This is a genomic window from Bradyrhizobium tropiciagri (assembly GCF_018130505.1).
Taxonomy (GTDB): domain Bacteria; phylum Pseudomonadota; class Alphaproteobacteria; order Rhizobiales; family Xanthobacteraceae; genus Bradyrhizobium; species Bradyrhizobium tropiciagri_B.
In genome coordinates this window covers 36781-63582 of the sequence record NZ_JAFCKH010000008.1, presented here as the reverse complement: position 1 = coordinate 63582, position 26802 = coordinate 36781, and the positions used below count along the sequence as shown (strand labels likewise).

Genomic DNA, 26802 nt, shown 5'->3' with positions numbered 1-26802 from the left:
GGTCGCGTGAGCCGCTCTGCGCGAATGACAAAACAGAACCCGGAGGACCCGATGCAAGCAGCCTATTTCGTCGTTCGCGCCACCGTCACCGACGCCGCCAAACGCCCGGCGTTCGATGCCTGGTACTCGCGCGAGCACCTGCCGGATGCGATGAAATCGTTCGGTGCGGATCGGGCGTGGCGTTGCTGGAGCCTCAGCGATCCATCGCTGCACCAGGCGACCTACCAATTCGCCGACAAGGCCGCGCTGGAGCGCGCGGTCAACGGCGATCACATCAAACGGCTGGTTGCCGACTTCAACCGGGACTGGCCGGAGGTGACGCGCACGCGCGACCTGTTGCTGCTGGCGGAGGAGGCGACGGCGTGATGTCCGTGTGACCCAGGGCCTCGCTGGAACCGTTGCGGTTCAGCCGGCGTTCAGGTCGCCGCGACGAGACTTGCCGCGCATCACGTGGAACGTCGAAGAGGAAACAAGAGGAAACATGATGGAGCGCCGGGATTTTCTGAAGATCGCATTCGGTGCCGCCGCGGGAGTCGCGGCCTTTACAGCAGCGGCCAAGGCCGCGCCGCTTGCGCCGCATCCCCTCAGACAAGACGGCAGGTCGCCGGCCGGCGCGGATGCGCATCAAGCGGTGACATCGGGCGAGGAGGCCGCGCGCCTCAAGCCGGAAGAAGTGCGCTGGCATCATCATCATCACGGCGGCTGGGGCCACCGGCACTGGCATCGCCGTCATTGGGGTTGGCGTCGCCGTCATTGGCGCCGGCACTGGCGTCGCCGCCACTGGTGGTGAGGCGCCTCTCGCATGCAGCGTTCGCCGCAAAGAAAAACCCCGCGCAAGGCGGGGTTTTGTTTGGCTCAAGCATGATCCGGAAAAGTGCGAAGCGGTTTTCCGAAAAGATCATGCTTACAGAGTTTGTCTGCGCGATCAGATCGGACGGCAGCGGCCATAGCGCCAGACGAAGCCATAGGGGCAGCCGCGACCGCGCGGCACCACCACGACCGGGGGCCGCACGACGACCGGCGGCCGGACGACGACGGGGCCGGGCGCGACGACAACGGCGCCACGGTTCCTGACGCAACCGCCATAGGGGCCGCGATGGAAGCCGGGGCCGCAGCCGCCCGCCGCTTCCGCTGCACTCATGCCGGCGAATGCGGTCGAGACCAAAACGGCCGCTGCAAAAAGATACTTCATGTCTTCTCCCTCGAATTTGGGCCGCGCTGCGGCACCGCAACAAACATTCACTTACCGATTCGCCCGGCGGGATCATTGCAGAAGCCGCGCCATCTGTCGCCGACCTTATCGCGCCGGGCTGAATGCGACATGAACATGGCGGGACGATATTGCGTCAGTGCGACGAGATAAGAGAGGTGCCATTCGTCACATTTCGTTCGTGCGTCAACTTGCCCGCTGTCCATTTCGCCGAAGGATCGGAAGACGCGGATGCCCGCTACAAGGCAGAGCATGATGCGTGACGCTATTCGTTCGCCCCGAACAGTGCGGCAAATCGCTTCTCGCCGTTGCGCGAGAAATTGACCACGCGGCTGCCGGGCGTCGTATCGCGCGCGGCCCATTTCAGTTCGGTGAAACGGCCCATCAGCGCAGCGCCGAGTGTACCGGCAAGATGGTGTCGCCGCTCGCTCCAGTCGAGGCAGGCCTTGCAGACGGGACGGCGCGGATGCGTCAGCGCATCGGCGTCGATCTGCAGCTCCTCGGCCATGAAGCGCTTGCCGTCGCCGGTCAGCTCGATCGTCTGCTTGGTCTGGCGGATCAGCCGCTGCCGCTTCATGCTGTCGAGCATCTGCACGCCGAGATCGCCGGCGAGATGGTCGTAGCAGATGCGGGCGCGGCGCAGCGCGGGATCCTTCGGGCCGGTGCGCACGCGCATATGGCCGGCGCGGGCGGCGATGCCCTGCAATCCTTCGAGCACGCCGGCGACGTCGGGATCGGTGAGGCGGTAGTAGCGGTGGCGGCCCTGCTTCTCCGGTTCGATCAGCCCGCCGGCCTCGAGCTTGGCGAGGTGCGAGCTTGCGGTCTGCGGCGTGATGCCGGCTTCCTGCGCCAGCTCGCTCGCGGTCAGCGCGCGGCCGGTCATCAGCGCGGTCAGCATGTTGCAGCGGGCGGGATCGCCGACCAGGGCGGCGACGCGGGAGATGTCGGGGCCTGCTTTCATTGTTCGACGATAGCCGAAGCATCGACGTCGGGCAAGCGGCTAGTGTGGTGCGGTGCCGTTACTGCGAGGAGCAGAGCATGACCATCACCGTCTTCATCCGCTACCAGCTCGATCCGTTCAAGCGCGCGATGTTCGAGCAGTACTCGAAGAACTGGCTCTCGATCATCCCGCGCTGCGGCGGCGATCTGCTCGGCTACTGGATGCCGCATGAGGGCACCAACAACATCGCCTTCGCGCTGATCTCGTTCGAGAACCTAGCCGCCTATGAGGCCTATCGGGCGCGGCTGCGCCAGGACAGCGAGAGCATGGCGAACTTCAGCTTCGCCGAAGAAAACCGTTTCATCCTGGCGGAGGAACGCACCTTTCTGCGCAAGGTCGAGCTATAGTCGCGCTACGACAACCCCTGCGGAGGAAGCAATGATCGCTGTGATCTTCGAAGTCTGGCCGAAGCCGGACGAACGGCAACACTATTTCGATCTCGCTGCGGAATTGAAGCCGGTGCTGCAGGAGATCGACGGCTTCATCTCGGTCGAGCGGTTCGAGAGCATCACGGAGAAGGGCAAGTTCGTGTCGCTGTCATTCTTCCGTGACGAGGCCGCGGTCGAGGCGTGGCGCAACACCATCGAGCACCGCCGTACACAGGCCAAGGGGCGCGCCAAGATCTTCGAGAACTACCGCCTGCGGGTTGCGACCGTGATGCGGGACTATGGCCTCAACGAACGCGCCGAGGCGCCGAAGGACAGCCGCGCGGTGCATGAGCAACACTAGCGCGCGACGGTCCGCGCGCCTATCTCTGCGCCGCCAACCAACTCCGGGAGAGAGCGATGCTGCCAACTGCTGACAAACGCGCCACCTTCAAGAAGCTGCACGAGAGCGGATGCTTCATCATCCCGAACCCGTTCGATGTCGGCAGCGCGCTCGCGCTGCAGCACCTCGGCTTCAAGGCGCTGGCCTCGACCAGCGCGGGTTTCGCATGGACCATCGGCAAGGCCGACAACCGCGTCACCGTCGACGATGTCTGCGACCATCTGACGGCGATGTGCGCGGCGGTCGATATTCCCGTCAATGCGGACTATGAGGGCGGCTTTGCCGTCGAGCCTGACAAGGTCGCGATCAATGTCGGACGCGGCGTGAAGACCGGCGTCGCCGGGCTCTCGATCGAGGACTCTACCGGCGATGCGGCCAATCCGCTGTTCGAGCACAAGCTCGCGGTGGAGCGCATCAAGGCGGCGCGCAAGGCCATCGACGCAGATAAGTCCGGCGTGCTGCTGACCGGCCGCTGCGAGGCGTATCTGTGGGGCAAGCAGGACATCAAGCTGGTGATCGAGCGGCTGCAGGCCTACTCCGACGCCGGCGCCGACGTGCTGTATTCGCCGGGTATCAAGACCAAGGAAGACATCGCCGCCGTCGTGAAGGCGGTGGTGCCCAAGCCGGTCAATCTCCTGATCGGCGGGCCCGGCCTGTCGCTGCAGGAGGTCGCCGATCTCGGCGTGCGGCGGATCAGTGTCGGCGGATCGCTGGCGCGGATGGCCTGGGTCGGCTTCATGAAGGCCGCGAAGGAAATGGCCGAGAAGGGCACCTTCGCCGAGTTTGCCAACGGCTATTCCGGTGGCGAGCTCAACAAGATGTTCAAGTAACCGGCACAAAAAAGCAGCGGGCCCGTTCAGGCCCGCTGCACCGTCATTGTCGTGTGAAGACTTGTTTGGTTCAGGCTACTTGGTCGGGTTACTTGGCCTTGTCGCCGGTCGAATCCGACGGCGCGGCCGGTTCCTTGGCGGCCGGCGGTGAAGCGGGCTGCGCCGGCGCGGCGCCAGTGGTCGTGCCCGGCCCGCTGTTGGGTTTCGGCGTCACGTCGCGCATGCCCGGAGGCGCCCCGGCGGGATTGGCCGGCTGCGTCTGCGCGGTCTGGCTCGACGGCGTCGTGCTCGCCTGGTTCACCGACGTGTTGTTCAGCCCATAGAACAGCGCGCCCAAGACCACCGCGATTGCAACTGCGAACATCGCGACCTTGGTTCCGCTGGCCGGACCCTCCTGGAGTTCCGGATCGGGCTGCAACTCATTGTCGAGACTGTTGAAGCGCGCCTGACGGCGGATCTCCTCATCGGTCAGGTTGGCGCGATACGGATCGTCAGGTTGGATAGCCATTTCAAAGTTCCTCCGTTAGCACCCCAAAGGCTAATCGCAGCAGGACAATGGCTGGCGCGCGAGGATGTTCCGCGCCAAGCTTGCAACCAGTTCATGATGGAACCGCGATTCGCCGGTTCCATGCCCGTTTCATGAGGCCGTTTTCAATGTGGACCCTGCCGCCCACCGATTCGGTGCTGCATGTGCTCTCGTTCATCGCGGTGGCGGCGCAGTCGATGACGGCGGCGCTGGCGGCCGGCAGGCGCAGCATGGATTGGGCCGGCGTCTGCATGCTCGGCGCCATCACCGCGCTCGGCGGCGGCACCATCCGCGACGTGCTGCTCGGGCATTATCCACTGCTCTGGGTCGCGCATCCGATCTATCTCGTCGTCGCAGGGGCGGCGGCCTTCGTCACCATCCTGCTGGCGCGGCTGGTGGTCCGGCTCAATCTCGCCTTTCTCGTGCTCGATGCGATCGGGCTCGTGGTGTTCACCATGGCCGGCTGCGACGTGGCCTGGCAGCTCGGCGTTCCCGTCGCGATCGTGATCGTCTCCGGCATGATCACCGGCTGCGCCGGCGGCGTGCTGCGCGACATCCTCTGCAACGACGTGCCGCTGCTGTTTCGCAGCGAACTGTACGCCAGCGTCTCCGTCGTCACCGGGCTGTTCTATGCGGCTGCCCTCAAGTTGCAACTGAACGATACGTTCTGGGCCGTGCTGCTGACCTTCGCGCTCGGCCTGACGTTCCGACTGCTCGCGATCCGCTACAAATGGGAGATGCCGAAATTCGTGTTCACCGGGGAGGAGCGGTGAGCGGCTATTTCATCTGGCGCGCCCTTGCGACTTCGTCGGCGGTCACCGCCGGCGCCGCATTGCCCCAGGAATTTCGGATATAGGTCGCGACATCGGCGATCTCCTGATCGCTCAGCTTCGGATAGGCCGGCATCGAGCCGGCGTTCGGCGCCCGCGGCGTGGTCACGGTCTGGGCGCCGTCGAGGATGATGCGCAGCGTGCTCGCCGGATTGGCCGATTGCAGGTTGGCGTTGCCCGGCAGCGGCGGATAGATCCGCGGCGCGCCGGAGCCGTCGAGTTCGTGGCAGGCGACGCAGGCGCCGCGATAGATCCGCTCGCCATCGCTCATCTGTGCAGCTGAGGGCGGGGTGACCACGGGCTCGGGCGCACCGGCCTGCAGGCTCTTCAGATAGACCGCGATGGCACGCACATCCGCATCGCTCATCTTCGACGTCGAATTCACCACCACCTCGGACATCAATGGACCGGCATGGCTGCGCCCGTTGCGACCGCTCTGCAGATACTCGACGATGTCGTCGACGCTCCACGACTTCAGCCCGCTGCGATCGGCATCATCGAGCCGCGGCGCGAACATGCCATCGACCATGCCGCCGCCGAACGCCTGGTCATGCCTGTCGGCGCCGAAGCCGTTCTTCGGCGTATGGCAGGCGCCGCAATGGGCGAGGCCCTCGACCAGATAGCGGCCGCGATTCCACTCCGGGCTCTTGCCCTGGTCCGGCTGGATGATGCCCGGGGTGAAGAACAGATAGTTCCATGCCCGCATCAGCACGCGATAATTCAGCGGCCAGCGCAGCTGCGGCGGCGGCGCCTTGTTGCCGACCGGTGCGAGCGTCGCGAGATAGGCGCGGATCGCCAGCATGTCGCCGCGGATCAGCTTGGTGAAATAGGGGTAGGGGAAGGCGGGATAGTAATGCGTTCCGTTCGGCGAGACGCCGGTGCGCAGCGCGCGGACGAAATCATCGTCGCTCCAGCCGCCGATACCGGTATCGCGGTCGGGCGTCAGGTTCGGCGAAAACACCGCGCCGAACGGCGTGTCGATCCGCTTGCCGCCGGCAAACGGTTTTGCTGGATCGGCGGTGTGGCAGCTCGCGCAATCTCCCGCGGTCGTGAGCGCCTTGCCGCGCGCAATCACGTCCTCGGACGATTCGGCGGCGCCTGCGCGAGGCGCCAATACGGCGCATGACAGCAGGGCCGCCAGTGCAACGGTGGCCGCTCGACACCGCATCCTTCCGTCCTCCGCTCCACAGGACGCGTTACGCCATTTCGCCGCAGGCCCGTCCTGCGACAGAAACCGAAACGGCGCTCCGATATTCCCGGCACGATGTTGCGATTTTCGAGGACCGGGCTTCATTGCTCAGAATTGTGCTGCGCGAGGCGGAAAATCCGACATAGACTGGTTCTAACAAGCTCGGATGACTAGCTAAAACTGACTAGTCGCGGCCAACGAACAGAGGGCTAAATGGGTATCAACCAGGGTCCTATCAGTCTCGATCAGAAATACACCCAGGGCAGCGGTCACGTTTTCCTGACCGGCATTCAGGCGCTGGTCCGCCTGCCCATGGCGCAGATCAGGCGCGACCGTGCCGCAGGCCTCAACACCGCGGGCTTCGTCTCCGGCTATCGCGGTTCCCCGCTCGGCGGTTATGACCAGCAGCTGTTCGCAGCGCGCAAGCATCTCGAGCAATACAACGTCAAATTCCAGCCCGGTGTGAACGAGGATCTCGCGGCCACCGCGATCTGGGGCTCGCAGCAGCTCGGCCTGTCGCCCGGCGCCAAATACGACGGCGTGGTCGGCATCTGGTATGGCAAGGGCCCCGGCGTCGACCGCTGCGGCGACGTGTTCCGTCACGGCAATGCCGCCGGCTCCGCCAAGCATGGCGGCGTGCTCTGCCTTGCCGGTGACGATCACGGTGCAAAGTCCTCCACCGTCCCGCATCAGTCCGACCACGCCTTCATCTCCGCACTGATGCCCTACCTCTACCCCTCCAGCATCCATGAAATGATCGAGATGGGCCTCTTGGGTATCGCGATGTCGCGCTATTCGGGCTGCTGGGTCGGTATGAAGGTGATCACCGAGACGGTCGAGACCACGGCCGAGATCGATCTCACCGACGAGATGACGCCGTTCATTATTCCGAGTGATTTTGAGCTGCCGCCGGGCGGCCTCAACATCCGCTGGCCCGACGACCGCTTCGAGCAGGACCGGCGATTGCAGGACTACAAGGGCTTCGCCGCGATCGCCTTCGCGCGCGCGAACAAGGTCAACCGCATCACCATGGATTCGCCGAACGCGCGCTACGGCATCATGGCGTCCGGCAAGAGCTATGAGGATATCCGCCAGGCGCTGCGCGAACTCGGCATCACGCCGGAGATCGCCGCCAAGATCGGCATCCGCCTCTACAAGATCGGCATGCCCTGGCCGCTGGAGCCGGAAGGCGTGCGCAACTTTGCCGTCGGTCTCGAGGAGATCTTCATCGTGGAGGAGCGCCGCGAGATCGTCGAGAACCAGGTCAAGCAGGAGCTGTTCAATTGGCGCGACGACGTGCGCCCGCGCATCGTCGGCAAGATGGACGATCACGACAAGCGCTTCCTGACCTTCGCCGCCGAGCTCAGCGTCGCCTCGCTGGCGAGCTCGCTCACCGAGCGGCTGCTTCGGCTCAATCTCAATCCCGAAATCGCGGAGATGCTGCGCGCCAAGGCCGACTGGTTCAACGGCCGGCAGTCGAGCCAGATGCAGGCGACGGCTCCGGTCAGCCGCACGCCGTATTTCTGCTCGGGTTGTCCGCACAACACCTCGACCAAGGTGCCGGAAGGCAGCCGCGCGCTGGCCGGCATCGGCTGCCACTTCATGGCACTGTGGATGAACCGCTCGACGGAGACGTTCACGCATATGGGCGGCGAGGGCGTGCCGTGGGTCGGCGTGGCCCCGTTCACCAACGAGAACCACATCTTCGCCAATCTCGGCGACGGCACCTACTTCCATTCCGGCATTCTGGCGATCCGCCAGGCGGTCGCCTCCAAGGCCAACATCACCTACAAGATCCTCTACAACGACGCCGTCGCGATGACCGGCGGCCAGCGCCACGACGGCGATCTGTCGCCGCAGCAGATCACGCAACAACTTCACGCCGAAGGCATCCGCGAGATCTACCTGGTCTCGGAAAATCCCGACGCCTATCCGGCCGACACCATCGCGCCGGGCGTGAAGCTGTTCCATCGCGACGAACTCGAGAACGTCCAGAAGATGTGCCGCGACACCAAGGGCACGTCGGCGATCGTGTTCGTGCAGACCTGTGCCGCCGAGAAGCGCCGCCGCCGCAAGCGCGGCCTGATGGAGGATCCGCAGCGCCGCGTAATCATCAATCCAGCGGTCTGCGAGGGCTGCGGCGACTGCTCGGTGCAGTCGAACTGCATCTCGGTCGAGCCGCTGGAGACCGAGCTTGGGCGCAAGCGCACCATCAACCAGTCGACCTGCAACAAGGACTACTCCTGCGTAAAGGGCTTCTGTCCGTCGTTCGTCACGGTCGACGGCGGCAAGCTGCGGCAGCGGGCGCCCGCCGAGCTCGGCGATATCGGCGCCTTGCCGGAGCCGGCCTCGAAGCCCGCGCTCGACCGGCCCTACAACATCGCGGTCGGCGGCGTCGGCGGCACCGGCGTGCTGACGATCGGCGCGCTGCTCGGCATGGCCGCGCATATCGAGGGCAAGGCCTCGATGATCCTCGACATGTCCGGGCTGGCGCAGAAGGGCGGCGCGGTGCTGAGCCACGTCCGGCTCTCCGAGCACACCGCCGACGTGACCTGCTCGCGCATCGTGACCGGTACCGCCGATCTCGTGCTGGCGGCCGATGAGGTGGTGGCGGTCTCCAAGGACACCATCTCGCTCTGTGATGCGAACCGCACCGTCGGCATCATCAACAGCCACGTGATCCCGACCGCGGATTTCATCTTGAACCGCGACTTCAACTTCCAGAGCCGCAAGGTCAACAGCGTGCTGGAGACCGAGCTGCGCAAGGACTCTGCGTTCTTCGACTTCACCAAGCCTGCCGAGACGTTGCTTGGCGACTCCATTGCCACCAACATGATGATGATGGGATTTGCCTACCAGCGCGGCCTGCTGCCGCTGTCGGCCGAGGCGATCGAGAAGGCGATCGAGGTCAACGGGGTCGCCATCAAGATGAACACCGAGGCGTTCCGGCTCGGACGCCTCGCCGCAGTCGATCCGGCGCGGCTGGCTTTGATGATGAAGGGGCAGGATGACGAGGTCGCCCCGCCGAAGTCGCTGGATGCGATGTCGCTCGACGAGATCATCACCCATCGCATGGGGCTATTGACCGACTACCAGAGCTCGCGTCTCGCAAAACGTTATCGCAAGCTGGCCGACCAGGTCCGCGATGCCGCCGGCAAGGGCGGCTATGGCGAGGCGCTGCCGCGCGCGGTCGCGATCAACTACGCCAAGCTGCTCGCCTACAAGGACGAGTACGAGGTGGCGCGGCTGTTCACCGACGGCCGTTTCGAGAAGCAGCTGCGCGACCAGTTCGAGGGCGAGTTCAAGTTCAACTTCAATCTCGCGCCGCCGATCCTCGGCGGCGGACTCGATGCACAGGGCCGGCCGAAGAAGCGCGCGTTCGGCTCGTGGATGATGTCGGCATTCAAGATGCTGGCAAGGTTCCGCTTCCTGCGCGGCACGCCGCTCGACGTGTTCGGCTATCACGCCGACCGCAAGGTCGAGCGCGATCTGATCGCAGGCTACGAGAAGGACGTTGCGACGGTGCTGAACCTGCTGTCGCCGCTCAATCACGACATCGCGGTCGAACTGCTGTCACTGCCCGATCGTATCCGCGGCTACGGTCCGGTGAAGGAAAAGGCGATCGCGGAGGCAAAGGTTCGCTACGCGCAACTCGCCGCCGACCTCGCCAACCCGCCGCCGGCGCCGCGGCAGATGGCGGCGGAGTAGGGGAGCCGCAAATTCGATGTCGTCCCGGCGAAAGCCGGGACCCGTTACCGCGCGGCATGCTGTTGCGTGACGCTGGGGTCACGTCTCACTCTCACAACACAATTTTTGCGAGGAACCAGGTTGTCGTCGGCCAAGCAAAGCAACTTGCGGTAACGTCGCACGGCGGATAGAGATGTGCGCAAGGAGCAACCTTCGGATGCAGGTGCGGCATGACGTTACGTGGCTTTCTGATTCTAGGCTTCATCGTGCCGGCGCTGACGGTGTTGGGCCTTCACTGGAATCAGCGGGACATCGAGCGTGTCATGCGCGATGGCTATGTCACGACAGGGACCATCACGTCGGCGGACGAAACGCCATCCCGGTTTCCGTTTTCGTTCGACCACGGATGGCCCCGCTACGTCGACGAACATTTGTCGATCGGAGTACGGTGGACTGGAAAAGATGGGATTGAACGCACGCGGGCGGGCATTGGGGTGAGCAGTGCGTTTGCGGCGCGCATTTTGGTGGGCAATCAAGTCAGGCTTGTCCCAGTGGCCATTCGTGCCATTGACGAGGATTCGTCGCTCCCGGTGATCATTGAGGATGCGAGCGAGCGGTTACAGCATATCCGGTCGCAGTCCGGCTTCATGGAGCAATTGACGGTGTTGCTCGCCGTCTTGCTGGTGGCGGTAATTGGCTGGCAAAAATGGTCGGCGCGAAGGCACGGCCTCGGCCCTGCGGAAATTGAGGAAAGGCAACGACGCCCATTTCCCGTCTATCTGGCGCTGATGACGGCGATGCTAATTCCGTTTGGAGCCTACATGCTGGTCAGCTCCTATCTGGAGCAGCGGGCCGCCGCAGAGATGCTCGACCACGGCGACGAAGCTACTGCGGATATCACGCGCGCGGTCGCTGAGGTGCACAAGGCCGGAGATGCCCCCAGTTACCTCGTCACGTTGGCGTGGACCGACAAGGCCGGTCAAAGGCAGACGTTCGGACCAACTCATATCAGCGCGGGGTTCTGGCGACAGATTACGCGCAACGACGTCCAGACCGTCACGCAGACGAAGATCCGCTACCTCAACGGCAGGCCGGACGCCCGCCCCCTGATCTTGGGCGACGCGGCCGAGCACCTCGCTCAGGATCGTGTCGGCGTGACCGGCGGGGCGGTTTTCCTTGTCCTTGGTCTGATCCTGGCCGGACTGACCGTGCGGCGTTTTCGCGCGAACCCGAACGCTGTTTCGTTGCCAGCTGGCAGAATGTAACCATGGTCGATACAGACGCGCCTCGCGCCGTGTCCGCGATGAGCACTTCGATTGCAACGGTGATCCACAGCGCCTTGGCCACTCGTCGTTTCCATGCAACCGGGCTCCAATACGATTTCCGATCATAATCGTATCGGTTCTTGCCTCGTCACCCGGTCTCGCCTGACGGAATATTTCCGCGCTTGCCAAGGTCTCGCGGGCGGTTCAGAAAAACGCTGGAGATGAAGAAACGCCAGCGGAGAGCGATTTGACCATCAAGGGCAAGGCCTACATTGCCGGGATCTACGAACATCCCACCCGGCACGCACCCGATAAATCAACAGCACAGCTTCACGCCGAGGTCGCCAAGGGCGCGATCGAGGATGCCGGGCTGACCAAGGACGACGTCGATGGCTATTTCTGCGCCGGCGACGCGCCGGGCGGGCTGTGGCCGATGGTCGATTACCTCGGCCTCAACACCAAGAAGCTGCGCCACGTCGATTCCACCGAGACCGGCGGCTGTTCCTATCTGATCCATCTCGGCCACGCCGCCGAGGCGATCGCCGCCGGCAAGTGCTCGGTCGCGCTGGTCACGCTGGCGGGCAAGCCGCGCACCGGCCCGATGCCGGCGCGCGCGTCCGGCGCCGAGGCTGATTTCGAATTGGCTTACGGGGCTACCACGCACAATGCCTATGGCATGTGTGCCATGCGCCATATGCACGACTACGGCACCACCTCCGAGCAGCTCGCCTGGATCAAGGTCGCCGCCTCGCACCACGCGCAGTACAATCCGCATGCGATGCTCAAGGAAGTCGTCACCGTCGAGGACGTGCTGAACTCGCCAATGATCTCGGATCCGCTGCATCGGATGGATTGCTGCGTCGTCACCGACGGCGGCGGCGCGATGATCGTCACTACGCCGGAGATTGCCAAGAGCCTGAAGAAGCCGCTGGTGCGGCTGATCGGTCATGGCGAGGCGATGAAAGGCCCGCGCGGCGGCAAGGATCTCGACCTGACGTATTCGGCCGGCGTGTGGTCCGGTCCGCGTGCCTTCGAGGAAGCGGGCGTGACGCCGAAGGACATCAAGTACGCCTCGATCTATGACAGCTTCACCATCACCGTGCTGATGCAGCTCGAGGACCTCGGCTTCTGCAAGAAGGGCGAGGGCGGCAAGTTCGTCGCCGACGGCAATCTGATCTCGGGCGTCGGCAAGCTGCCGTTCAACACCGATGGCGGCGGCCTCTGCAGCAACCATCCGGTCAACCGCGGCGGCATGACCAAGATTCTCGAAGCGGTGCGCCAGCTGCGCGGCGAGGCGCATCCCAAGGTGCAGGTGAAGAACTGCGACCTCGCGATCGCCCACGGCACCGGCGGCCTGCTCGGCGTTCGCCACGCCGCCTCAACCTGTATTCTGGAGCGTGCGTGATGTCTGAAGCGAAGAAGTACAATGCCCCGGTGACCAACCCGGAGACCGCGCCGTTCTGGGAAGCGGCCAAGGCGGGCAAGTTCATGATCAAGCGCTGCACCACCTGCGGCGAGGCGCACTATTTTCCGCGCGCGATCTGCCCGTTCTGCTTTTCCGACAAGACGGTGTGGGAGGAATCGAGCGGCGAAGCTGTGGTCTACACCTACAGCCTGATGCGGAAGTCGCCGACCGGTCCTTACGCGATCGCCTATGTGACGCTGAAGGAAGGTCCGTCGCTGCAGACCAACATCGTCGATTGCGATCTGGAGAAGGTGAAGATCGGCCAGAAGGTGAAGGTGGTGTGGAAGCCGACCGACGGCGCCCCGCTGCCGTTCTTCACGCCGGCCTAGAAAGTACCTTCCCCCCTTGTGGGGGAAGGTGGCAGCGAAGCTGCCGGATGAGGGGTATCTCTCCGCGTCAAGAGTTTCTCTGCGGAAGCAACCCCTCACCCAAGTGAGTTCGAGGTGCTGCCGGTGTAGCCCTCTCCCACAAGGGGAGAGGGCGCTGTAACGGGCACCGCGCTGTAAGAAGAAATTCGGGGAGAGAACGACAATGCCGATCGTGTACGAACAGCTGATGGCCCTGAAGAACCTCGGCCAGAAATACAGCTACGCCGACCGTGACGTGATGCTCTACGCCTATGGCATCGGCCTCGGTGCCGATCCGATGGACGAGAAGGAGCTCGCCTTCGTCAACGAGGGCGTGCTGACGCCGCGCCCGCTCAAGGTGGTGCCGACCTTCGCCTCGGTCGCGGCCTGGGGCGCCGGCCCCGGCGAGATGAACCTCAACCGCGTGATGGTCGTCGACGGCGAGCGCGACATCACCTTCCACAAGCCGTTCGCGACCGCGGCCCATATCACCGCCGACTCCACGGTGCTCGACGTGTTCGACAAGGGCAAGGACAAGGGCGCGGTGATCCGCCACCAGACCGTGCTGAAGGACGAGAAGGGCGACAAGCTCGCCACGCTGGTGGCCTCGCGCTTCGCCCGTGGCGACGGCGGTTTTGGTGGCCCGTCGGACGGCCAGCCCGAGCCGCACAAGGTGCCGGAGCGCGCACCGGACCAGATCGTCGACATCACGACGCGGCCGGACCAGGCGCTGGTCTACCGGCTCTGCGGCGACCGCAATCCGCTGCACTCAGATCCGGAGTTCGCCAAGAAGGCCGGCTTCCCGCGGCCGATCCTGCACGGCATGTGCACCTACGGCATCACCTGCCGCGGCGTTCTGCAAACTTACGCTGACTACGATCCGTCCGCCTTCAAGCAGCACGTGGCGCGGTTCTCCTCGCCGGTGTTTCCCGGCGAGACCGTGACCATGGAGTTGTGGAAGGACGGCAACGTGGTGTCGTTCGAAGCCAAGGTGAAGTCGCGCGGCGTGACCGTGATCAAGAGCGGCAAGACGGTGCTGGCGTAGCCACGCGCGGCGGCCGTCGCCTCCCTCGCCCCGCTCTGGCGGGGAGAGGGCGGGGTGAGGGGCTCTCACCGCGAGTGTGATCGTGGAGAGACCTGTACCCCCTCACCCGGATCGCAAGGGCGATCCGACCTCTCCCCGCAGGCGGGGAGAGGTGAAAGAAAAAGAACAACGGAGAAAACGACGATGGGATTACTCGACGGCAAGGTGGCGCTGATCACGGGCGCCGGCGGCGGACTTGGTGAAGCCTACGCGCAGCTGTTCGCGCGCGAGGGCGCGGCGGTCGTCGTCAACGATCTCGGCGGACCGCGCGATGGCTCCGGCTCGGACACGTCGATGGCCCAGAAGGTAGTCGATGCGATCAAGGCCGAGGGCGGCCGTGCCGTTGCCAACGGCGCCGACATCTCGACGCTGGCCGGCGGCCAGTCGGTGTTCGACGACGCCATCAAGCATTTCGGCCGCGCCGACATCCTGGTCAACAATGCCGGCATCCTGCTGGACGAGACCTTCCACAAGGCCAAGGAAGCCAACTGGGACAGGGTGATGAAGGTGCATCTCAAAGGCACCTTCTGCTGCACCCAGCCGGTGTTCAAATGGATGCGCGACAATGGCGGCGGCGTCATCGTCAACACCTCCTCGACCTCGGGGCTGATCGGCAATTTCGGCCAGACCAATTACGGCGCGGCAAAGGGCGGCATCTGGGGCCTCTCCAACGTGCTGGCGATCGAGGGCCGCAAATACAACATCCGGATCTGGACCCTGGCGCCGGGCGCGCTGACCCGCATGACCGCGGACCTGCCGCGCTACAAGGAGAACCCCGGTGCGGCGCTTGGCCCCGACGGCATCGCGCCGGCCGTGCTCTACATGGTCAGTGACCTCTCCGGCGACCAGACCGGCAAGGTGCTCGGCGTCTCCGGCCCGCGTGGCGTCCGCGAGATGCGGATGATGGAAATGGAGGGCTGGACGCCGCCATTCACCGGATGGAAGGCCGAGGACATCGTGACCCACGCCAAGGAGATCTTCTTCTCCGAGGAGGAGATCAAGAAGTCGGCGCGGCGGTTCAAGTAGAGCGCGGATTCCGGGTGCGGCCCATCCCCGGAGCGCAATGGCGCATCGGGGGATGAGGCTGTATAGAGGGCGGGAACAAACGAGGCATCCATGACAAAACTGACCGCCCAGGCCGCTGGAACCTTCGCCATCGCGCCGACCCCGTTCCATGACGACGGCCGTATCGACGAGGCCTCGATCGACCGTCTCACCGATTTCTACACCGATGTCGGCTGCGACGGCGTCACCGTGCTGGGCATCCTGGGCGAAGCGCCGAAGCTCGACGCGGCGGAGGCCGAGCAGGTGGCGCTGCGCTTCGTCAAGCGTGCCAAGAAGCTGCAGGTGATCGTCGGCGTCTCGGCGCCGGGCTTTGCCACGATGCGTTCCCTGGCGAAGAAGTCGATGGATGCGGGCGCCGCCGGCGTCATGATCGCGCCGCCGCCGCATCTGCGCACCGACGACCAGATCACGGGCTATTTCAAGCAGGCGCAGGAAGCGATCGGCGACGACATTCCCTGGGTGCTGCAGGATTATCCGCTGACGCTCACCGTCCAGTTCACGCCCGCCGTGATCCGCAAGATCGTGATGGACTCGCCGTCCTGCGTGATGCTCAAGCACGAGGATTGGCCGGGCTTGGAGAAGATCTCCACGCTGCGCAACTTCCAGAAGGACGGCTCGCTGCGGCCGCTTTCGATCCTGGTCGGCAATGGCGGCCTGTTCCTCGATTTCGAGATGGAGCGCGGCGCCGACGGTGCGATGACCGGCTACGCCTTCCCGGAGCTGCTGATCGACGTCGTCAATCTCTCCAAGGCCGGCAAGCGCGACGCCGCGCATGACCTGTTCGACGCGCATCTGCCGCTGATCCGCTACGAGCAGCAGCCGGGCGTCGGCCTCACGGTGCGCAAATACGTGCTGCAGAAGCGCGGCATCATCTCCTCCAGCGCGCAGCGCAAGCCGGGCGCCGTGATCACGCCGCAGGCGAGGGCGGAGGTTGATTACCTCCTGTCGCGGGTGGCGCGCGTCGACCGCCGCGCCAATCTGCAGCCGCAATCCAGCGCGGCGGGCTAGGTCATGGCCGAGATCGCAGCGACCCGTCCCGCGTCCACCGTGCTGCTGCTGCGCGACGGGACGTCCGAGATCGAAATTTTCATGATGGTCCGCCATCACCAGATCGAGTTCAACTCGGGCGCGCTGGTGTTTCCGGGCGGCAGCGTCGACAAGAACGACAAGGAGATCGCGGCATCGGCCGCGCTCTATTCCGGCGGCGAGGGGCTCGACGCCGATGCGCTCGGCTTCCGCATTGCCGGGATCCGCGAGACGTTCGAGGAGAGCGGCATCCTGCTGGCGCGGCCGAACGGATCGTCCGAGCTGGTCGACGCCAGGCGCGCCGACGAGCTCGCGCTGGCGCACCGCACCGCGCTGAACGAAGGCAAGATCACCTTCCAGCAAATCCTGGCCGACAACAGCCTCGTGCTCGCGCTCGACGCGCTGGTGCCCTATGCGCACTGGATCACGCCGGAGGGCATGCCGAAGCGGTTCGACACCTGGTTCTTCCTCGCCGCCGCACCGCCCGAGCAGCTCGGCGCCCATGACGGCAAGGAATCCACCGACTCGATCTGGGTGTCGGCGCGCGAGGCGCTGGCAGGCGGGGAGACCGGCCGCTTCAAGCTGCCGTTCCCGACCACGCGCAACCTGATCCGGCTCGGCAAGCAGCCAAACGTTGCGGCCGCGCTGGCCGACAGCAAGGGCATGTCGATCGTCACCGTGATGCCGGTGATGACCAAGACCGCCACCGGCCGCCAGCTCCGCATCCCCAAGGAGGCCGGCTACGACGGCGAGGTGTTCGACGTCGGCGCGATGGGCTGACCGCTCCGTCATCCTGAGGTGCGAGCCTCTTCGGCGAGCCTCGAAGGATGCACGGCCCGGCCGGTGGCCGTCGATCCTTCGAGGCTCGCTCCGCTCGCACCTCAGGATGACGGGTCGCTGTCCTCACACTTCGGTCGAGGCCGAAGGATTGTCTTGGACTGGCGATGTAGCTTCCGTCTGACCCATCGAGACGGAATCCCCGCATGTCCACAACCCCACGCCAGCCCGGCATGGCCTTCGAGCTCGCCCTGCTGCTTGCGCTTGCCACCCTCTGGGGCGGCTCCTACACCTTCATCAAGCTCGGCGTCGCCACCATCCCGCCGATCACGCTGATCGCGGCGCGCACCGCGATCGCGGGGCTGCTGCTGCTCGTCATCATGCGCGTGCGCGGCGTCACCATGCCGACTGACAGCGCGACCTGGCGCCGCTTCATCTTCCAGGCCTGCCTCAACAGCGTGATCCCGTGGACGCTGATCGCCTGGGGCGAGCGCTTTGTCGATGCCGGGCTGACCACCATCCTCAATTCGGCGTCGCCGATCTTCACCTTCCTGTTCACCGTCATGATCACCCGCCACGAGGCGGCGAGCCCGCGCAAGCTGTTCGGCGTGGTCGCCGGCATGGCCGGCATCTGCATGATCGTCGGCGTCGATGCGTTCCGCGATCTCGGCACCGGCATCGTGGCCGAGGTCGCGATCGTGGCCGCCACCATCTGCTACGCCTGCGCCGCGATCTTCAGCCGCGGCTTCAAGGGGCTCGATCCGATGGCGCCGGCGGCCGGCTCGCTGCTCGCGGGCGCGGCGATCCTGATCCCGCTCAGCCTCGCCGTCGAGCGGCCGTGGACGCTGTCGCCCTCGACCAGCTCGCTCGCGGCGCTGCTCGCGCTCGCGGTGTTCTCGACCGCGATCGCCTTCGTGATCTACTTCCGCCTGATCCAGACCCTCGGCTCGGTCGGCACCACGGCGCAGGCTTACTTGCGGGTGCCGATCGGGGTTGCGCTCGGCGTCACCTTTCTCGGTGAGCGGCTGAGCCCGACGGCGTGGGTCGGGCTCGCGTGCGTCGTGATCGGGGTTGCCGCGATGACGATTCCCGTGCGTAGGACAATCACAGCCTGAGGTCATCGCCGCGATGACGATTCCGATGCGGAAGACAGCAGCGGCCTGAAGTTTCGTCTGCCGAAACCCGTGCCTTGCTGCCCACGGCCAATCCCTGCATCCTGCCTGCAACGAAAAACAAGGTGGGAAACAGGGCGATGCTTCGGCGGTTCGGACTCATTGTCGGCATGTGCGTGGCCGTGCTGGCCACCACGGGCACGGTGCGCGCGCAGGATTATCCGACCCGGCCGATCCGCATCGTCATTCCCTATGCGCCGGGCAGCGTCGCCGACGTGTTCGCGCGGATCATCGCGCAGGATATGCAGGAGCAGTGGAAGGGCACGATCGTCGTCGAGGCCAAATCCGGCGCCAACGGCTCGATCGCGGCCGAGGAGGTCGCGCGCGCAGCCCCGGACGGTTACACATGGCTGCTGGTGACCACCTTCTTCACCGCGAGCCCGGCGCTGAGCACGCAACTGCGCTGGGACCCGGTCAAGGACTTCATCCCGGTCGGCCAGATCTGCCAGGCGCCGAACTTCTTCATTGTACCGTCCTCGCTGCCGGTGAAGACGGTCGCGGAATATGTCGCGCTGGCGAAAGCAAAACCGGGCACGCTGAACTACAGCCATCCCGGCAAGGGCTCGACCGGGCATCTCGGCTTCGAGCTGTTCAAGCGGCTCGCCGGGATCGACGTCACCGCGATCGGCTATCGCGGCTACCCGCAGATGGTGCCCGATATCGCCAGCGGCCTGATCACCTCGAGCTTCCTGTCGGCCAACCAGGCGCTGGCCCAGGTGCAGTCCGGCACCATCCGGATCATCGGCGCGATCAGCGACGGCCGCTCGAAGTATTTTCCTGACGTGCCGACCATGGCCGAGCAGGGCTATGCCGAGGCGCAGGTCACCCCGTGGTTCGGCTTCGTAGTGCCGGCAGGCACGCCGCAGGCTGTGGTCGAACGCATCAGCGCGGCGCTGGAAACCGCGCTCGCCTCCGCCGCGGTGCGGCAGAAGCTCGACGTCGCCGGCTGCGAGGCCAAGAGCGCCCCGCAGCGGCAATTCGCCGATATCATCAAGGCTGATGTCGCGGTCTGGGCCAAGGTGGTCAAGGAGGCGGGGATTCCGCCCGACTGACGGCGGACCGGGCCTGTCAGATCTCGGGGGGCTGGTGACCTGAATCATACCATCTGTCGCGTTGGCGCTGCAGCATGTTCCCTACGGCCCGTAATTTCCCGTATATTGGCTTCGACAGGAGCCTGGCCTCGATCACATGACCGCTGAATTGCCGCCGAATTCGCCAGAGCCGCGAGCATTTTCCCTCTCGATCGGCCAGCTCACCTTCGGCAGCTTCCTGCTGGTGCTGGCTGTGATCATCATCACATCCACAGCCAGCGTGATCGCGATCCGCCACATCGACACGACCTTCGCCGAGCTGCAGCGGCTGCAGAGCGTCGGCGACATCGCCGAGGATATCGACCGCCGGATGAACGAACTGCGGCTGGCGGCGCGCGACTTCGTCACCGAGCCCGGCACCCAGTCGGCCCAGGTCGCCGAAGCCGCCCAGTCGCTCAGCGAGATCCTGAAGAAAACCCGCATCGAGCTTGCCCCCGAGCAGCAGGACATGATCGACGGCGTCACCCAGCGGCTTGCGACCTATCGCGGCGGCATCGAGCGCATCTCGGCGCTGCTCAGCCGCCGCGCCGAGCTGGTCGCGGCCCTGCCGCCGCTGCGCGATGCCTTCGACAAGGCGGCCGCTGCGAGCACCGATCCAGCGCAGGCGACGGCGCTGCTGCAGACCCAGAGCCGGATCGGCACCGCTCTGCTGGCGCACAACACGTCGGCAGCCGAGCAGGCCGCGCAAAGCATGCGCACGATGACAATAACCGATCCCGCGCTGCGGACCGCGGTCGACAATTATGCCCAGGCGATCGTCGCGATCTCGGTGCGCGAGGGCCAGATCGCCGATATCGACAAGGAGGTGCTCGGCGAGGAGGGCCGGCTGATCCAGCGCGTCACCGAGCTGCTGCGTGAGCTGAGCGACCGCCGCGGTCACGTGCTGGCGCGGGATTTCGCCCGCACGCTGGCCGAGGCGAAATGGCAGAGCATCGTGCTCGGCACCGCCGGCGTGCTGATCGGCCTGTTCGCGGCGGTGCTGGTGGTTCGCCGCACCGTGCGTCCGTTGGCCAAGATCGCGGGCTCGATCCGCAAGGTCGCCGGCGGCGAGAAGAGCGCCTTCATCCCGGGCGCCGACCTCGATAACGAGATCGGCGACATCGCGCGCGCCGCCGAAGTGTTCCGCCAGACCCTGGTCGACGCCGATACGGCGCGCGAGGCCGCGCTGCGCGCGCTCGCCGAGCAGCGGCTCGCCGAGGAGAGCTATCGCAAGCTGTTCGAGGCGTCGGTCGAAGGCATCTACGTCACGACGCCGGGCGGCACGCTGCTCAACGCCAATCCCGCGCTGGCGCGCATGATGGGCTATGCCACGCCGCAGGACCTGATCAAGGGCATCGGCGACATCGCCTCCACCGTCTATGTCGATGCGCGGGCGCGCGAGCGATACCAGCGCTTGATGGAGCGCGACGGCGTGGTGCGCGACTACGAGTATCAGGTGCGCGCGCGCGACGGCACCGCGCTGTGGCTCTCCGATTCCGCCACCGTGGTGCGCAACGACGAAGGCGAAGTGATCCGCTACGAAGGCACGGTCCGTGACATCACCGACCAGAAGCGCGCCGAAGATGCGATCGCCGAAGGCCGCCGCTTGCTGCAGATGGTCATCGACACCGTGCCCGCGGTCATCAACGTCAAGGACAACGACCTGCGCTACGTGCTGATGAACCGCTACATGGCCGGCATCTTCGGCATCGAGCCGCAGGACGCGATCGGCCGGACCACCGCTGATCTGATGTCGCGCTACGGCGCGGCCAAGAGCGACGAGAACGACAAGCGTGTGCTGTCGGCGCGCCGCGAGCTCGGTTTCTACGAGGAGGAGTACAAGGATTCCGCCGGCAACATGCGGCAATGGCTGGTCAACAAGCTGCCGATCCTCGACTTGCAGGGCGACATCGAGAACATCGTCACCGTCGCGCTCGACATCGGCGAGCGCAAGCGCTCCGAGCAGGAGATGCGCAAGGCGAGGGACTCGGCCGAGGCCGCGCTGCGCAATCTGCGCGAGACCCAGAACTCGCTGATCGAGGCCGAGAAGCTCGCCGCGCTCGGCCGTCTGGTGGCGGGCGTCGCGCATGAGGTCAACAACCCCGTCGGCATCAGCCTGACGGTGGCCTCCGCGCTCGAGCGCAAGGCCGCGACCTTCGCCAGCCAGGTCGAGCGCGGCGAGCTGCGCCGCTCCAGCCTGAACGACTTCCTAGCCACGACGCAGGATGCGTCGTCGCAGCTCGTCGCCAATCTCAACCGCGCGGCCGAACTGATCCAGTCGTTCAAGCAGGTCGCCGCCGACCGCAATTATTCGGACCAGCGCAACTTCGATCTCGGCGATCTCACCGAGCAAGTCGTGATGAGCCTGCGGCCCGGGCTGCGCAAGCACAATCTGACGCTCAACGTCGATTGCGAGCCGGGCCTGATCATGAATTCCTATCCGGGCCCGTACGGCCAGGTGCTGACCAATCTGTTCCTCAACGCGGTGGCGCATGCGTTTCCCGACGGCAAGGCCGGCGAGGTCGACATTCAGGTGCGCGCGTCCGGCAGGGACAATGTCGAGGTGATCTTCTCCGACAATGGCTGCGGCATGAGTCTGGACGTGCGCCGCCGCGCCTTCGATCCGTTCTTCACCACACGGCGCGACCAGGGCGGCACCGGCCTCGGGCTGCACATCGTCTACAGCATCATCACCACGCGCCTCGGCGGCCGCCTCGATCTCGATTCCGAACCGGGCCGCGGCACGCGCATCCAGATCATCCTGCCCCGCACCGCGCCGCTGGAGCAGGCGGCGGAGTAGGGTGTCCAAAGAGCGCTTGGTGCGGCACCGTCATCCTGAGGTGCGAGCGCAGCGAGCCTCGAAGGATGAATCGGCCCGGCCGCGGCCTGATTCATCCTTCGAGGCTCGCGAGGGCTCGGATCTCAGGATGACGGGTCTGGCCGCGACGGCATCCGCTAATTGATATCCGCGAGCTTGTGTAGCGTGGCGCCGAAGATCTGGCTTGCCTTGCCGACCAGCGCGGTGCCGCTCATGGTGCCGCGGGTGTCGGTGAAGGTGCCGGTCACGCCGATGCCGACCGGGGCCGGGCCGCCGAACAGCGGGTTCTCGGTGTCGCGCGGCGTGGTGTGGCGCTGCACCAGCACCTCGCCTTTGAAGGTGTCGCCCTTCACCGTGTAGCTGCCGGTGTAATAGAGATAGGCATCGCCGCCCAGGATTTGGCCGTCGCGAAACAGAATGACACCGCTGCCCTTGCCGACGCGCCCGTCGAGCAGGGTGACATGGATTGAATACAGCCCGTTCTTCATAACGTCCCGCTCTGCCGGCCATCCGCGCCCACGGAAAGCCGGTTGGTTTTTTATGCCAAAGCGCGCAACCTCGTGCAATGCGGCAGGTTGATTCCGGGGACGTCCGGAGTTGGTCCGAACCCTCGGTTCCTGCCAGCCGGTGTGACGGCGCGATGACGCGGACCGTGCGCGTGAATCGATTTGGCCCGCGAAATGCATGGCTCTGACTGCACTGGCCGGTGTGTGCTGGAGCAAGAAACAGATGGCAGATCGCATGGAAGCCGGCGGCGCTTCGGCGCGCCCCTGTGACGACCCTCGAACCTTGGCCCGCCCTCGCGCGGGCCGTGTGACGGCCTCACTGAGGCTCGGACCTGGATTTGGACCCGTACTTGGATTCTGGATCGGAGTAGCGATGCTGCTGGTAGCGGCATCGCAACTGGCGCAGGCGCGCGATCTCGATGGCCGCTATGCGAATTCGCCGCTCAAGCAATGGTTCGACGGCCTGCGCAGCGGTAAGGGACCATGCTGTTCGGATGCCGACGGCAGCGCGGTCAGCGACGTCGACTGGGAATCGAAGGACGGACACTATCGTGTCCGCCTCGATGGCCAGTGGATCGACGTGCCGGACGAAGCGGTCGTCACCGAGCCGAACCGCGTCGGCCGCGCGATGGTCTGGCCGATCCACGGTTATACGGGCGTGACGATCCGCTGCTTCATGCCTGGCAGCATGACGTAGCGGGTAGGGATCGCCGCCTACGCGTATTTCGCGTCGCGCTCGAGCAGCTCGATCGAGATGCCCTGCGGGCCGCGGATAAAGCAGATGCGGACGCCGGGACGGATCGTGGTCGGCTCCTTCGTGAACTCGACGCCCTTGGCCTTGATCTCGGCGGCGACCGCGTCGATGTCCTTCACCGTCAGCCCGAAATGGTCGAGGCCCTGATAGGGCGTCACGGGCGGCGCGTTGACGCCGTCGCCGGCCGCAACCTCGGCAATGAACACCTTGGCGCCGCCGAGCGCGACGTCGATGCGGCCGGGGCCGCGAATGATCTCGCCGCCGAGAATGTCGCGAAGCCAGGCGGCCGTCGCTTCGGGATCGGGACTGCGCAGATGAATGTGGTCCCAGGTGACGGTTGGCATCGCGATCTCCTTGACTGTTCTTGTTGGCTGTTGTTGCGCCTTGCAGCGCTCATTCTGAAGCGGCGCAAATCTAGCTGCGAGGTACCGGCAATGCCATCCTCGCCGCAATATTGTTGTCGCGAAATGCAACCATCCTGGCGATCAGCGATTGTCTCGGCGATAGCGCCCGCAGCCGTGTACGGGCGCGGCGCACGCTTGATGGGGTTCTGTGCGCCGTTTGCTGGCGCGGGTGCCGGATGAGGGCACAGCGATGCGGTTCGGCTTGGCGTCGTTTCCAAATCGGCTTCGGGATCGGGGCCGCGCGCGTCTCGGCGCCGCGCGTCCTGGTGCGATGAGCCTTTGCGTCGGCTTTGCGCTGCCCCTGATGGCTATCGCTGGTATCACGGCATGGTTGATGCTCCCGGAGCCGAGTGATGCGGGAGACGACAGCGTCGCACCGGCCTCCGCGATCATCCGGACGGCCCAGAACGTCGAGCCCGCGCGAGCCGCCCCAACCGATGCGCCGCCCGCGGCGGCCGTGCCAGTCGCCGAGCCCGTCACGGTCGGGCTGGCGCCCGCAGCCAGACCTGACGAACCCCTGGTCGAAAAATCGCCGCTCGACGGCTTGCGGATTGCGTCCCAGTCCTGGCGGCGAGGCGGGCTCGGCTCCAAGGCGCTGGTCACCCTGACGCTGCGGAACCGCAACGATTTCGCGGTCAAGGACATCGAGATCGCCTGCGCCTTCGCCCGCCGCGACGGCCGCCATCTGACCGAGCGCAAACGCGTGCTGGCCGACCCCATCGCCATGAAGAGCCGCAAGACCTATTCCCGGATGCTGGTCGGATTCGTCAACGTCAATGCCAGTAAGGCGAAGTGTTCCGTGGTTACCGCCAGCCGCCTCTAATTCCCGCCATCTCGAAAATTTGACCGGTCTAGGTGAACCGGAATGGGCGGGCAGGAACTAACTAGTACATCGCCAGTTACTTGATGGCCCGGCAGCGCCGGATGGCGATTTTTCCGGGTTAATCATGCGCAATCGATGAAATCGGCGCGCGGTGACAGAGGTCATCGTGTGCCAAGAGTGTTGAACCGCGCCTTCGGCGCGGGGGGAGCTACCCAAATGCCAGTGGCGCGTTATTTCCTGTTCGTCGGCGGAGTCCTGCTCGCGCTGCTTTTCGCCGTTGACGCCCTGGTCCCGCAGGGGGCCATCGTCGCCAGCACCTCGCTGTCGTCTCCCGGCATCGACAAGAGCACGGTCCGGATTCACTCGACCCAGAAACTGCCCGAGCGGGTGGTGTATGACACCAGCCTGCCGACCATCGTTCCGACACAGGTCAACGCCATGGCCGCCGCGGCGCCGGCGTCCGCCCAGTCGCGCGTCCGCGACACGTTCGCCCAGTTCATTCCGGGCGACAGGAATGACGCCTCCAACAAGCCCGCCGCAGAGGCCAAGGTCGCGGAAGCCAAGCCCGAGCCGCAGACCCAGCCGGCGCCGAAGAAGCACAAGGTCGCCCGAAGCCGGCCCCACCAGCCGACCCAGCTACAGCCGACGCGCTATGCCCAGCCCGGCTTCTACCAGCAGCCTTACCGGGTCGCCCAGCAGCAGCAGCGCTTCGGCTTCTTCGGCGGCTTCGGCAGCACCTGGTAGGCCGGAACAGCAGATCAAATCGTGAAGAAGCCGCCGCGGCGAGTGCCTGCGGCGGCTTTTTCCGTTTTATTGCGTCCGATCGGATCGGCGCCGGCGAGGGCGCTTTACCGCGGCAGGCGTGGAATCTTGTCGGCAAAGCCGTTGTAGCAGGAGAGGCGCTCGTCCTCTTCCTTCAGGAAGCGGCATTCATTGACGCCCTTGGCGGGGGCGGCTTTCGCCTTGGGCTGCGGCTTGAAGATCTCGTCGTAGCAGTTCAGCCGGTCCTTGGTGGCGTCGTCGATGTCCTGGCAGGCCTGCAGCTTCTGGGCGGCCGATGACGGCGGCTGCTTGCCGGCTGCGGCGGCCTTCTCGCCCTTCTTGGCGGCCGACTTCTTGCCGACCTGGACCAGCGGTTTGTCGCCGACCATGGGCGTCGGCGAGGCTGCTGGGGCCGGCGGTGGGGCGGCCGTTCCACCAGCCGTTCCACCGGCCGTTCCTTGGGCGAATGCGGCGGCCGGAACCAGAAGCGCCAGCGCGAGGAGGATATGTCTCATGTCGAAAATGTCCGAAATGGCGTGATGACCGGAAGGATGGCGCCGGGATTCGGAAAAGCCCGGCAAGCGCCGTGGTTTAGCTCAAGTTTCACGGAAATCCTACCCTTTCCCCCGTTGCGGAGGGGGCGGCCGGGCCACTCGTACACAAGATCGCGGGGGCTAATACGTCGCGCGGCCACCGGAAATGTCGAAAACGGCACCGGTCGAGAAGGCGCAGTCCGCCGACGCCAGCCACGACACCATCGAGGCGAGTTCCTCGACCAGCACGAATCGGCCCTTCGGGATCTTCGACAGCATGAAGTCGATGTGCTGCTGGGTCATCTGGTTGAAGATCGCGGTCTTCGCCGCGGCCGGCGTCACCGCGTTGACCAGGATGTCGTGCTGCGCCAGCTCCTTGCCGAGCGACTTGGTCAGCGCGATCAGGCCGGCCTTCGATGCCGAATAATGTGCGGCATTCGGATTGCCTTCCTTGCCGGCAATCGAGGCGATGTTGACGATGCGGCCGTATTTCTGGCCGATCATGACCGGCACGATCGCCTTGCTGCAGATGAAGGGCCCGTCGAGGTTGATGCGCATCACCTTGCGCCAGTCCTCGAGCTCGGTTTCCCAGACCGGCTTGTTGGCGCCGGTGATGCCCGCATTGTTGACGAGGATGTCGATCCTGCCGAACTCGCGCAGCGTCTGGTCGCGCGCGGCGTCGACCGCGGCGGGATCGGTGACGTCGGTCTTGATCGCGATCACGCCGTCGCCGATCGCCTTCGCGGTCTGCGCGGCCAGCGGCAGGTCGAAATCCCAGATCGCGACCCTGGCGCCGGAAGCGACAAAGCGCTCGGTGATCGCGCGGCCAAATCCCTGCGCGCCTCCGGTGACGACGGCGCAGCGGCCGCCAAGATCGATCTTGTTCATGGG

At 65.5% G+C, this 26802-nt stretch carries 28 protein-coding genes; 20 read left to right on the top strand and 8 right to left on the bottom strand.

All coding sequences use genetic code 11. The features are described from left to right. The first annotated feature begins 51 nt into the window (after positions 1 to 51). Both JQ633_RS20670 and JQ633_RS20665 read left to right on the top strand, forming a co-directional pair. Complete coding sequence (locus JQ633_RS20670; RefSeq protein WP_211986936.1) at positions 52 to 366, top strand: hypothetical protein; 315 nt, start codon at positions 52 to 54, stop codon at positions 364 to 366. A gap of 118 nt (positions 367 to 484) precedes the next feature. After that, on the top strand, positions 485 to 790 hold the full coding sequence (locus tag JQ633_RS20665; RefSeq protein WP_211987247.1) for a twin-arginine translocation signal domain-containing protein: 306 nt from the start codon (positions 485 to 487) through the stop codon (positions 788 to 790). A 135-nt stretch (positions 791 to 925) separates the two neighbouring features. Here JQ633_RS20665 and JQ633_RS20660 read toward each other — a convergent pair whose 3' ends face one another. Together JQ633_RS20660 and JQ633_RS20655 are read right to left on the bottom strand one after the other, a co-directional pair. Continuing rightward, positions 926 to 1192 (bottom strand): GCG_CRPN prefix-to-repeats domain-containing protein, encoded by a 267-nt coding sequence (locus tag JQ633_RS20660; protein WP_211986935.1) that lies wholly within the window; start codon positions 1190 to 1192, stop codon positions 926 to 928. A gap of 283 nt (positions 1193 to 1475) precedes the next feature. Beyond that, positions 1476 to 2171: an ArsR/SmtB family transcription factor gene (locus JQ633_RS20655; RefSeq protein ID WP_211986934.1), complete on the bottom strand. Its 696-nt coding sequence runs from the start codon at positions 2169 to 2171 to the stop codon at positions 1476 to 1478. Positions 2172 to 2248: 77 nt separating this feature from the next. Here JQ633_RS20655 and JQ633_RS20650 point away from each other — a divergent pair, with 77 nt between their 5' ends. From JQ633_RS20650 to JQ633_RS20640, 3 genes are read left to right on the top strand one after another with little or no spacing between them, the layout of a single operon-like run. After that, positions 2249 to 2557 (top strand): NIPSNAP family protein, encoded by a 309-nt coding sequence (locus JQ633_RS20650; RefSeq protein ID WP_211986933.1) that lies wholly within the window; start codon positions 2249 to 2251, stop codon positions 2555 to 2557. A 31-nt stretch (positions 2558 to 2588) separates the two neighbouring features. Continuing rightward, positions 2589 to 2939, top strand: a complete 351-nt coding sequence (locus tag JQ633_RS20645) for an antibiotic biosynthesis monooxygenase family protein (RefSeq protein WP_211986932.1) — start codon at positions 2589 to 2591, stop codon at positions 2937 to 2939. 56 nt (positions 2940 to 2995) lie between these two features. Continuing rightward, the gene (locus JQ633_RS20640; RefSeq protein WP_211986931.1) at positions 2996 to 3808 is read left to right on the top strand and encodes an isocitrate lyase/PEP mutase family protein; all 813 of its coding nucleotides are present in this window, start codon (positions 2996 to 2998) and stop codon (positions 3806 to 3808) included. A gap of 88 nt (positions 3809 to 3896) precedes the next feature. On the opposite strand, the gene JQ633_RS20635 is transcribed toward JQ633_RS20640, so the two are convergent. Beyond that, on the bottom strand, positions 3897 to 4316 hold the full coding sequence (locus JQ633_RS20635; protein WP_211986930.1) for a hypothetical protein: 420 nt from the start codon (positions 4314 to 4316) through the stop codon (positions 3897 to 3899). Between the two features lie 146 nt (positions 4317 to 4462). Between JQ633_RS20635 and JQ633_RS20630 the strand changes: the two genes are divergently transcribed. Further along, positions 4463 to 5107 (top strand): trimeric intracellular cation channel family protein, encoded by a 645-nt coding sequence (locus JQ633_RS20630; protein ID WP_211986929.1) that lies wholly within the window; start codon positions 4463 to 4465, stop codon positions 5105 to 5107. 4 nt (positions 5108 to 5111) lie between these two features. On the opposite strand, the gene JQ633_RS20625 is transcribed toward JQ633_RS20630, so the two are convergent. Then, positions 5112 to 6332 carry a cytochrome c gene (locus tag JQ633_RS20625; RefSeq protein WP_211986928.1) on the bottom strand — a complete coding sequence of 407 codons (1221 nt, stop codon included), beginning with the start codon at positions 6330 to 6332 and terminating at the stop codon, positions 5112 to 5114. Between the two features lie 234 nt (positions 6333 to 6566). Here JQ633_RS20625 and JQ633_RS20620 point away from each other — a divergent pair, with 234 nt between their 5' ends. The 11 genes from JQ633_RS20620 (at position 6567) to JQ633_RS20570 (ending at position 22111) form a co-directional block, all read left to right on the top strand. Continuing rightward, positions 6567 to 10061: an indolepyruvate ferredoxin oxidoreductase family protein gene (locus JQ633_RS20620; RefSeq protein ID WP_211986927.1), complete on the top strand. Its 3495-nt coding sequence runs from the start codon at positions 6567 to 6569 to the stop codon at positions 10059 to 10061. A gap of 209 nt (positions 10062 to 10270) precedes the next feature. Then, the gene (locus tag JQ633_RS20615) at positions 10271 to 11305 is read left to right on the top strand and encodes a DUF3592 domain-containing protein (protein WP_211986926.1); all 1035 of its coding nucleotides are present in this window, start codon (positions 10271 to 10273) and stop codon (positions 11303 to 11305) included. A 247-nt stretch (positions 11306 to 11552) separates the two neighbouring features. Then, on the top strand, positions 11553 to 12710 hold the full coding sequence (locus JQ633_RS20610; protein ID WP_211986925.1) for a thiolase domain-containing protein: 1158 nt from the start codon (positions 11553 to 11555) through the stop codon (positions 12708 to 12710). Beyond that, on the top strand, positions 12710 to 13099 hold the full coding sequence (locus JQ633_RS20605; protein ID WP_211986924.1) for a Zn-ribbon domain-containing OB-fold protein: 390 nt from the start codon (positions 12710 to 12712) through the stop codon (positions 13097 to 13099). The genes JQ633_RS20610 and JQ633_RS20605 overlap by 1 nt, the downstream gene beginning before the upstream one ends. Positions 13100 to 13301: 202 nt before the next feature. Beyond that, a complete protein-coding gene (locus tag JQ633_RS20600) occupies positions 13302 to 14162 on the top strand; it encodes a MaoC family dehydratase (protein WP_211986923.1) in 861 nt (286 codons plus the stop codon). 183 nt (positions 14163 to 14345) lie between these two features. Continuing rightward, positions 14346 to 15227 carry an SDR family oxidoreductase gene (locus tag JQ633_RS20595; protein ID WP_211986922.1) on the top strand — a complete coding sequence of 294 codons (882 nt, stop codon included), beginning with the start codon at positions 14346 to 14348 and terminating at the stop codon, positions 15225 to 15227. A 90-nt stretch (positions 15228 to 15317) separates the two neighbouring features. After that, positions 15318 to 16274, top strand: coding sequence for a dihydrodipicolinate synthase family protein (locus tag JQ633_RS20590; RefSeq protein ID WP_211986921.1), 957 nt, complete (start codon positions 15318 to 15320; stop codon positions 16272 to 16274). 3 nt (positions 16275 to 16277) lie between these two features. Continuing rightward, entirely contained in the window at positions 16278 to 17072 is a 795-nt protein-coding gene (locus tag JQ633_RS20585; protein ID WP_211986920.1) for an NUDIX hydrolase, read from the top strand. Positions 17073 to 17275: 203 nt separating this feature from the next. Continuing rightward, positions 17276 to 18184, top strand: coding sequence for a DMT family transporter (locus tag JQ633_RS20580; protein WP_211986919.1), 909 nt, complete (start codon positions 17276 to 17278; stop codon positions 18182 to 18184). A gap of 137 nt (positions 18185 to 18321) precedes the next feature. Then, positions 18322 to 19293, top strand: coding sequence for a Bug family tripartite tricarboxylate transporter substrate binding protein (locus JQ633_RS20575; protein ID WP_211986918.1), 972 nt, complete (start codon positions 18322 to 18324; stop codon positions 19291 to 19293). Between the two features lie 136 nt (positions 19294 to 19429). Beyond that, the gene (locus tag JQ633_RS20570) at positions 19430 to 22111 is read left to right on the top strand and encodes a PAS domain S-box protein (RefSeq protein WP_211986917.1); all 2682 of its coding nucleotides are present in this window, start codon (positions 19430 to 19432) and stop codon (positions 22109 to 22111) included. Positions 22112 to 22266: 155 nt separating this feature from the next. Here the strand turns inward: JQ633_RS20570 and JQ633_RS20565 are convergent, their stop codons facing one another. Beyond that, positions 22267 to 22617 (bottom strand): GrlR family regulatory protein, encoded by a 351-nt coding sequence (locus tag JQ633_RS20565; protein ID WP_211986916.1) that lies wholly within the window; start codon positions 22615 to 22617, stop codon positions 22267 to 22269. Between the two features lie 391 nt (positions 22618 to 23008). Here JQ633_RS20565 and JQ633_RS20560 point away from each other — a divergent pair, with 391 nt between their 5' ends. Next, positions 23009 to 23332: a hypothetical protein gene (locus JQ633_RS20560; RefSeq protein ID WP_211986915.1), complete on the top strand. Its 324-nt coding sequence runs from the start codon at positions 23009 to 23011 to the stop codon at positions 23330 to 23332. Between the two features lie 17 nt (positions 23333 to 23349). Here the strand turns inward: JQ633_RS20560 and JQ633_RS20555 are convergent, their stop codons facing one another. Then, the gene (locus JQ633_RS20555) at positions 23350 to 23733 is read right to left on the bottom strand and encodes a VOC family protein (protein ID WP_211986914.1); all 384 of its coding nucleotides are present in this window, start codon (positions 23731 to 23733) and stop codon (positions 23350 to 23352) included. Between the two features lie 250 nt (positions 23734 to 23983). On the opposite strand from JQ633_RS20555, the gene JQ633_RS35225 reads away from it, so the two are divergent. Together JQ633_RS35225 and JQ633_RS20545 are read left to right on the top strand one after the other, a co-directional pair. Continuing rightward, the gene (locus JQ633_RS35225; protein ID WP_249159509.1) at positions 23984 to 24616 is read left to right on the top strand and encodes a hypothetical protein; all 633 of its coding nucleotides are present in this window, start codon (positions 23984 to 23986) and stop codon (positions 24614 to 24616) included. 216 nt (positions 24617 to 24832) lie between these two features. Continuing rightward, positions 24833 to 25360, top strand: coding sequence for a hypothetical protein (locus JQ633_RS20545; protein WP_211986913.1), 528 nt, complete (start codon positions 24833 to 24835; stop codon positions 25358 to 25360). 104 nt (positions 25361 to 25464) lie between these two features. On the opposite strand, the gene JQ633_RS20540 is transcribed toward JQ633_RS20545, so the two are convergent. After that, entirely contained in the window at positions 25465 to 25893 is a 429-nt protein-coding gene (locus JQ633_RS20540; protein ID WP_211986912.1) for a hypothetical protein, read from the bottom strand. Between the two features lie 159 nt (positions 25894 to 26052). Beyond that, positions 26053 to 26799 carry an SDR family NAD(P)-dependent oxidoreductase gene (locus JQ633_RS20535; RefSeq protein ID WP_211986911.1) on the bottom strand — a complete coding sequence of 249 codons (747 nt, stop codon included), beginning with the start codon at positions 26797 to 26799 and terminating at the stop codon, positions 26053 to 26055. Positions 26800 to 26802: the final 3 nt, after the last annotated feature.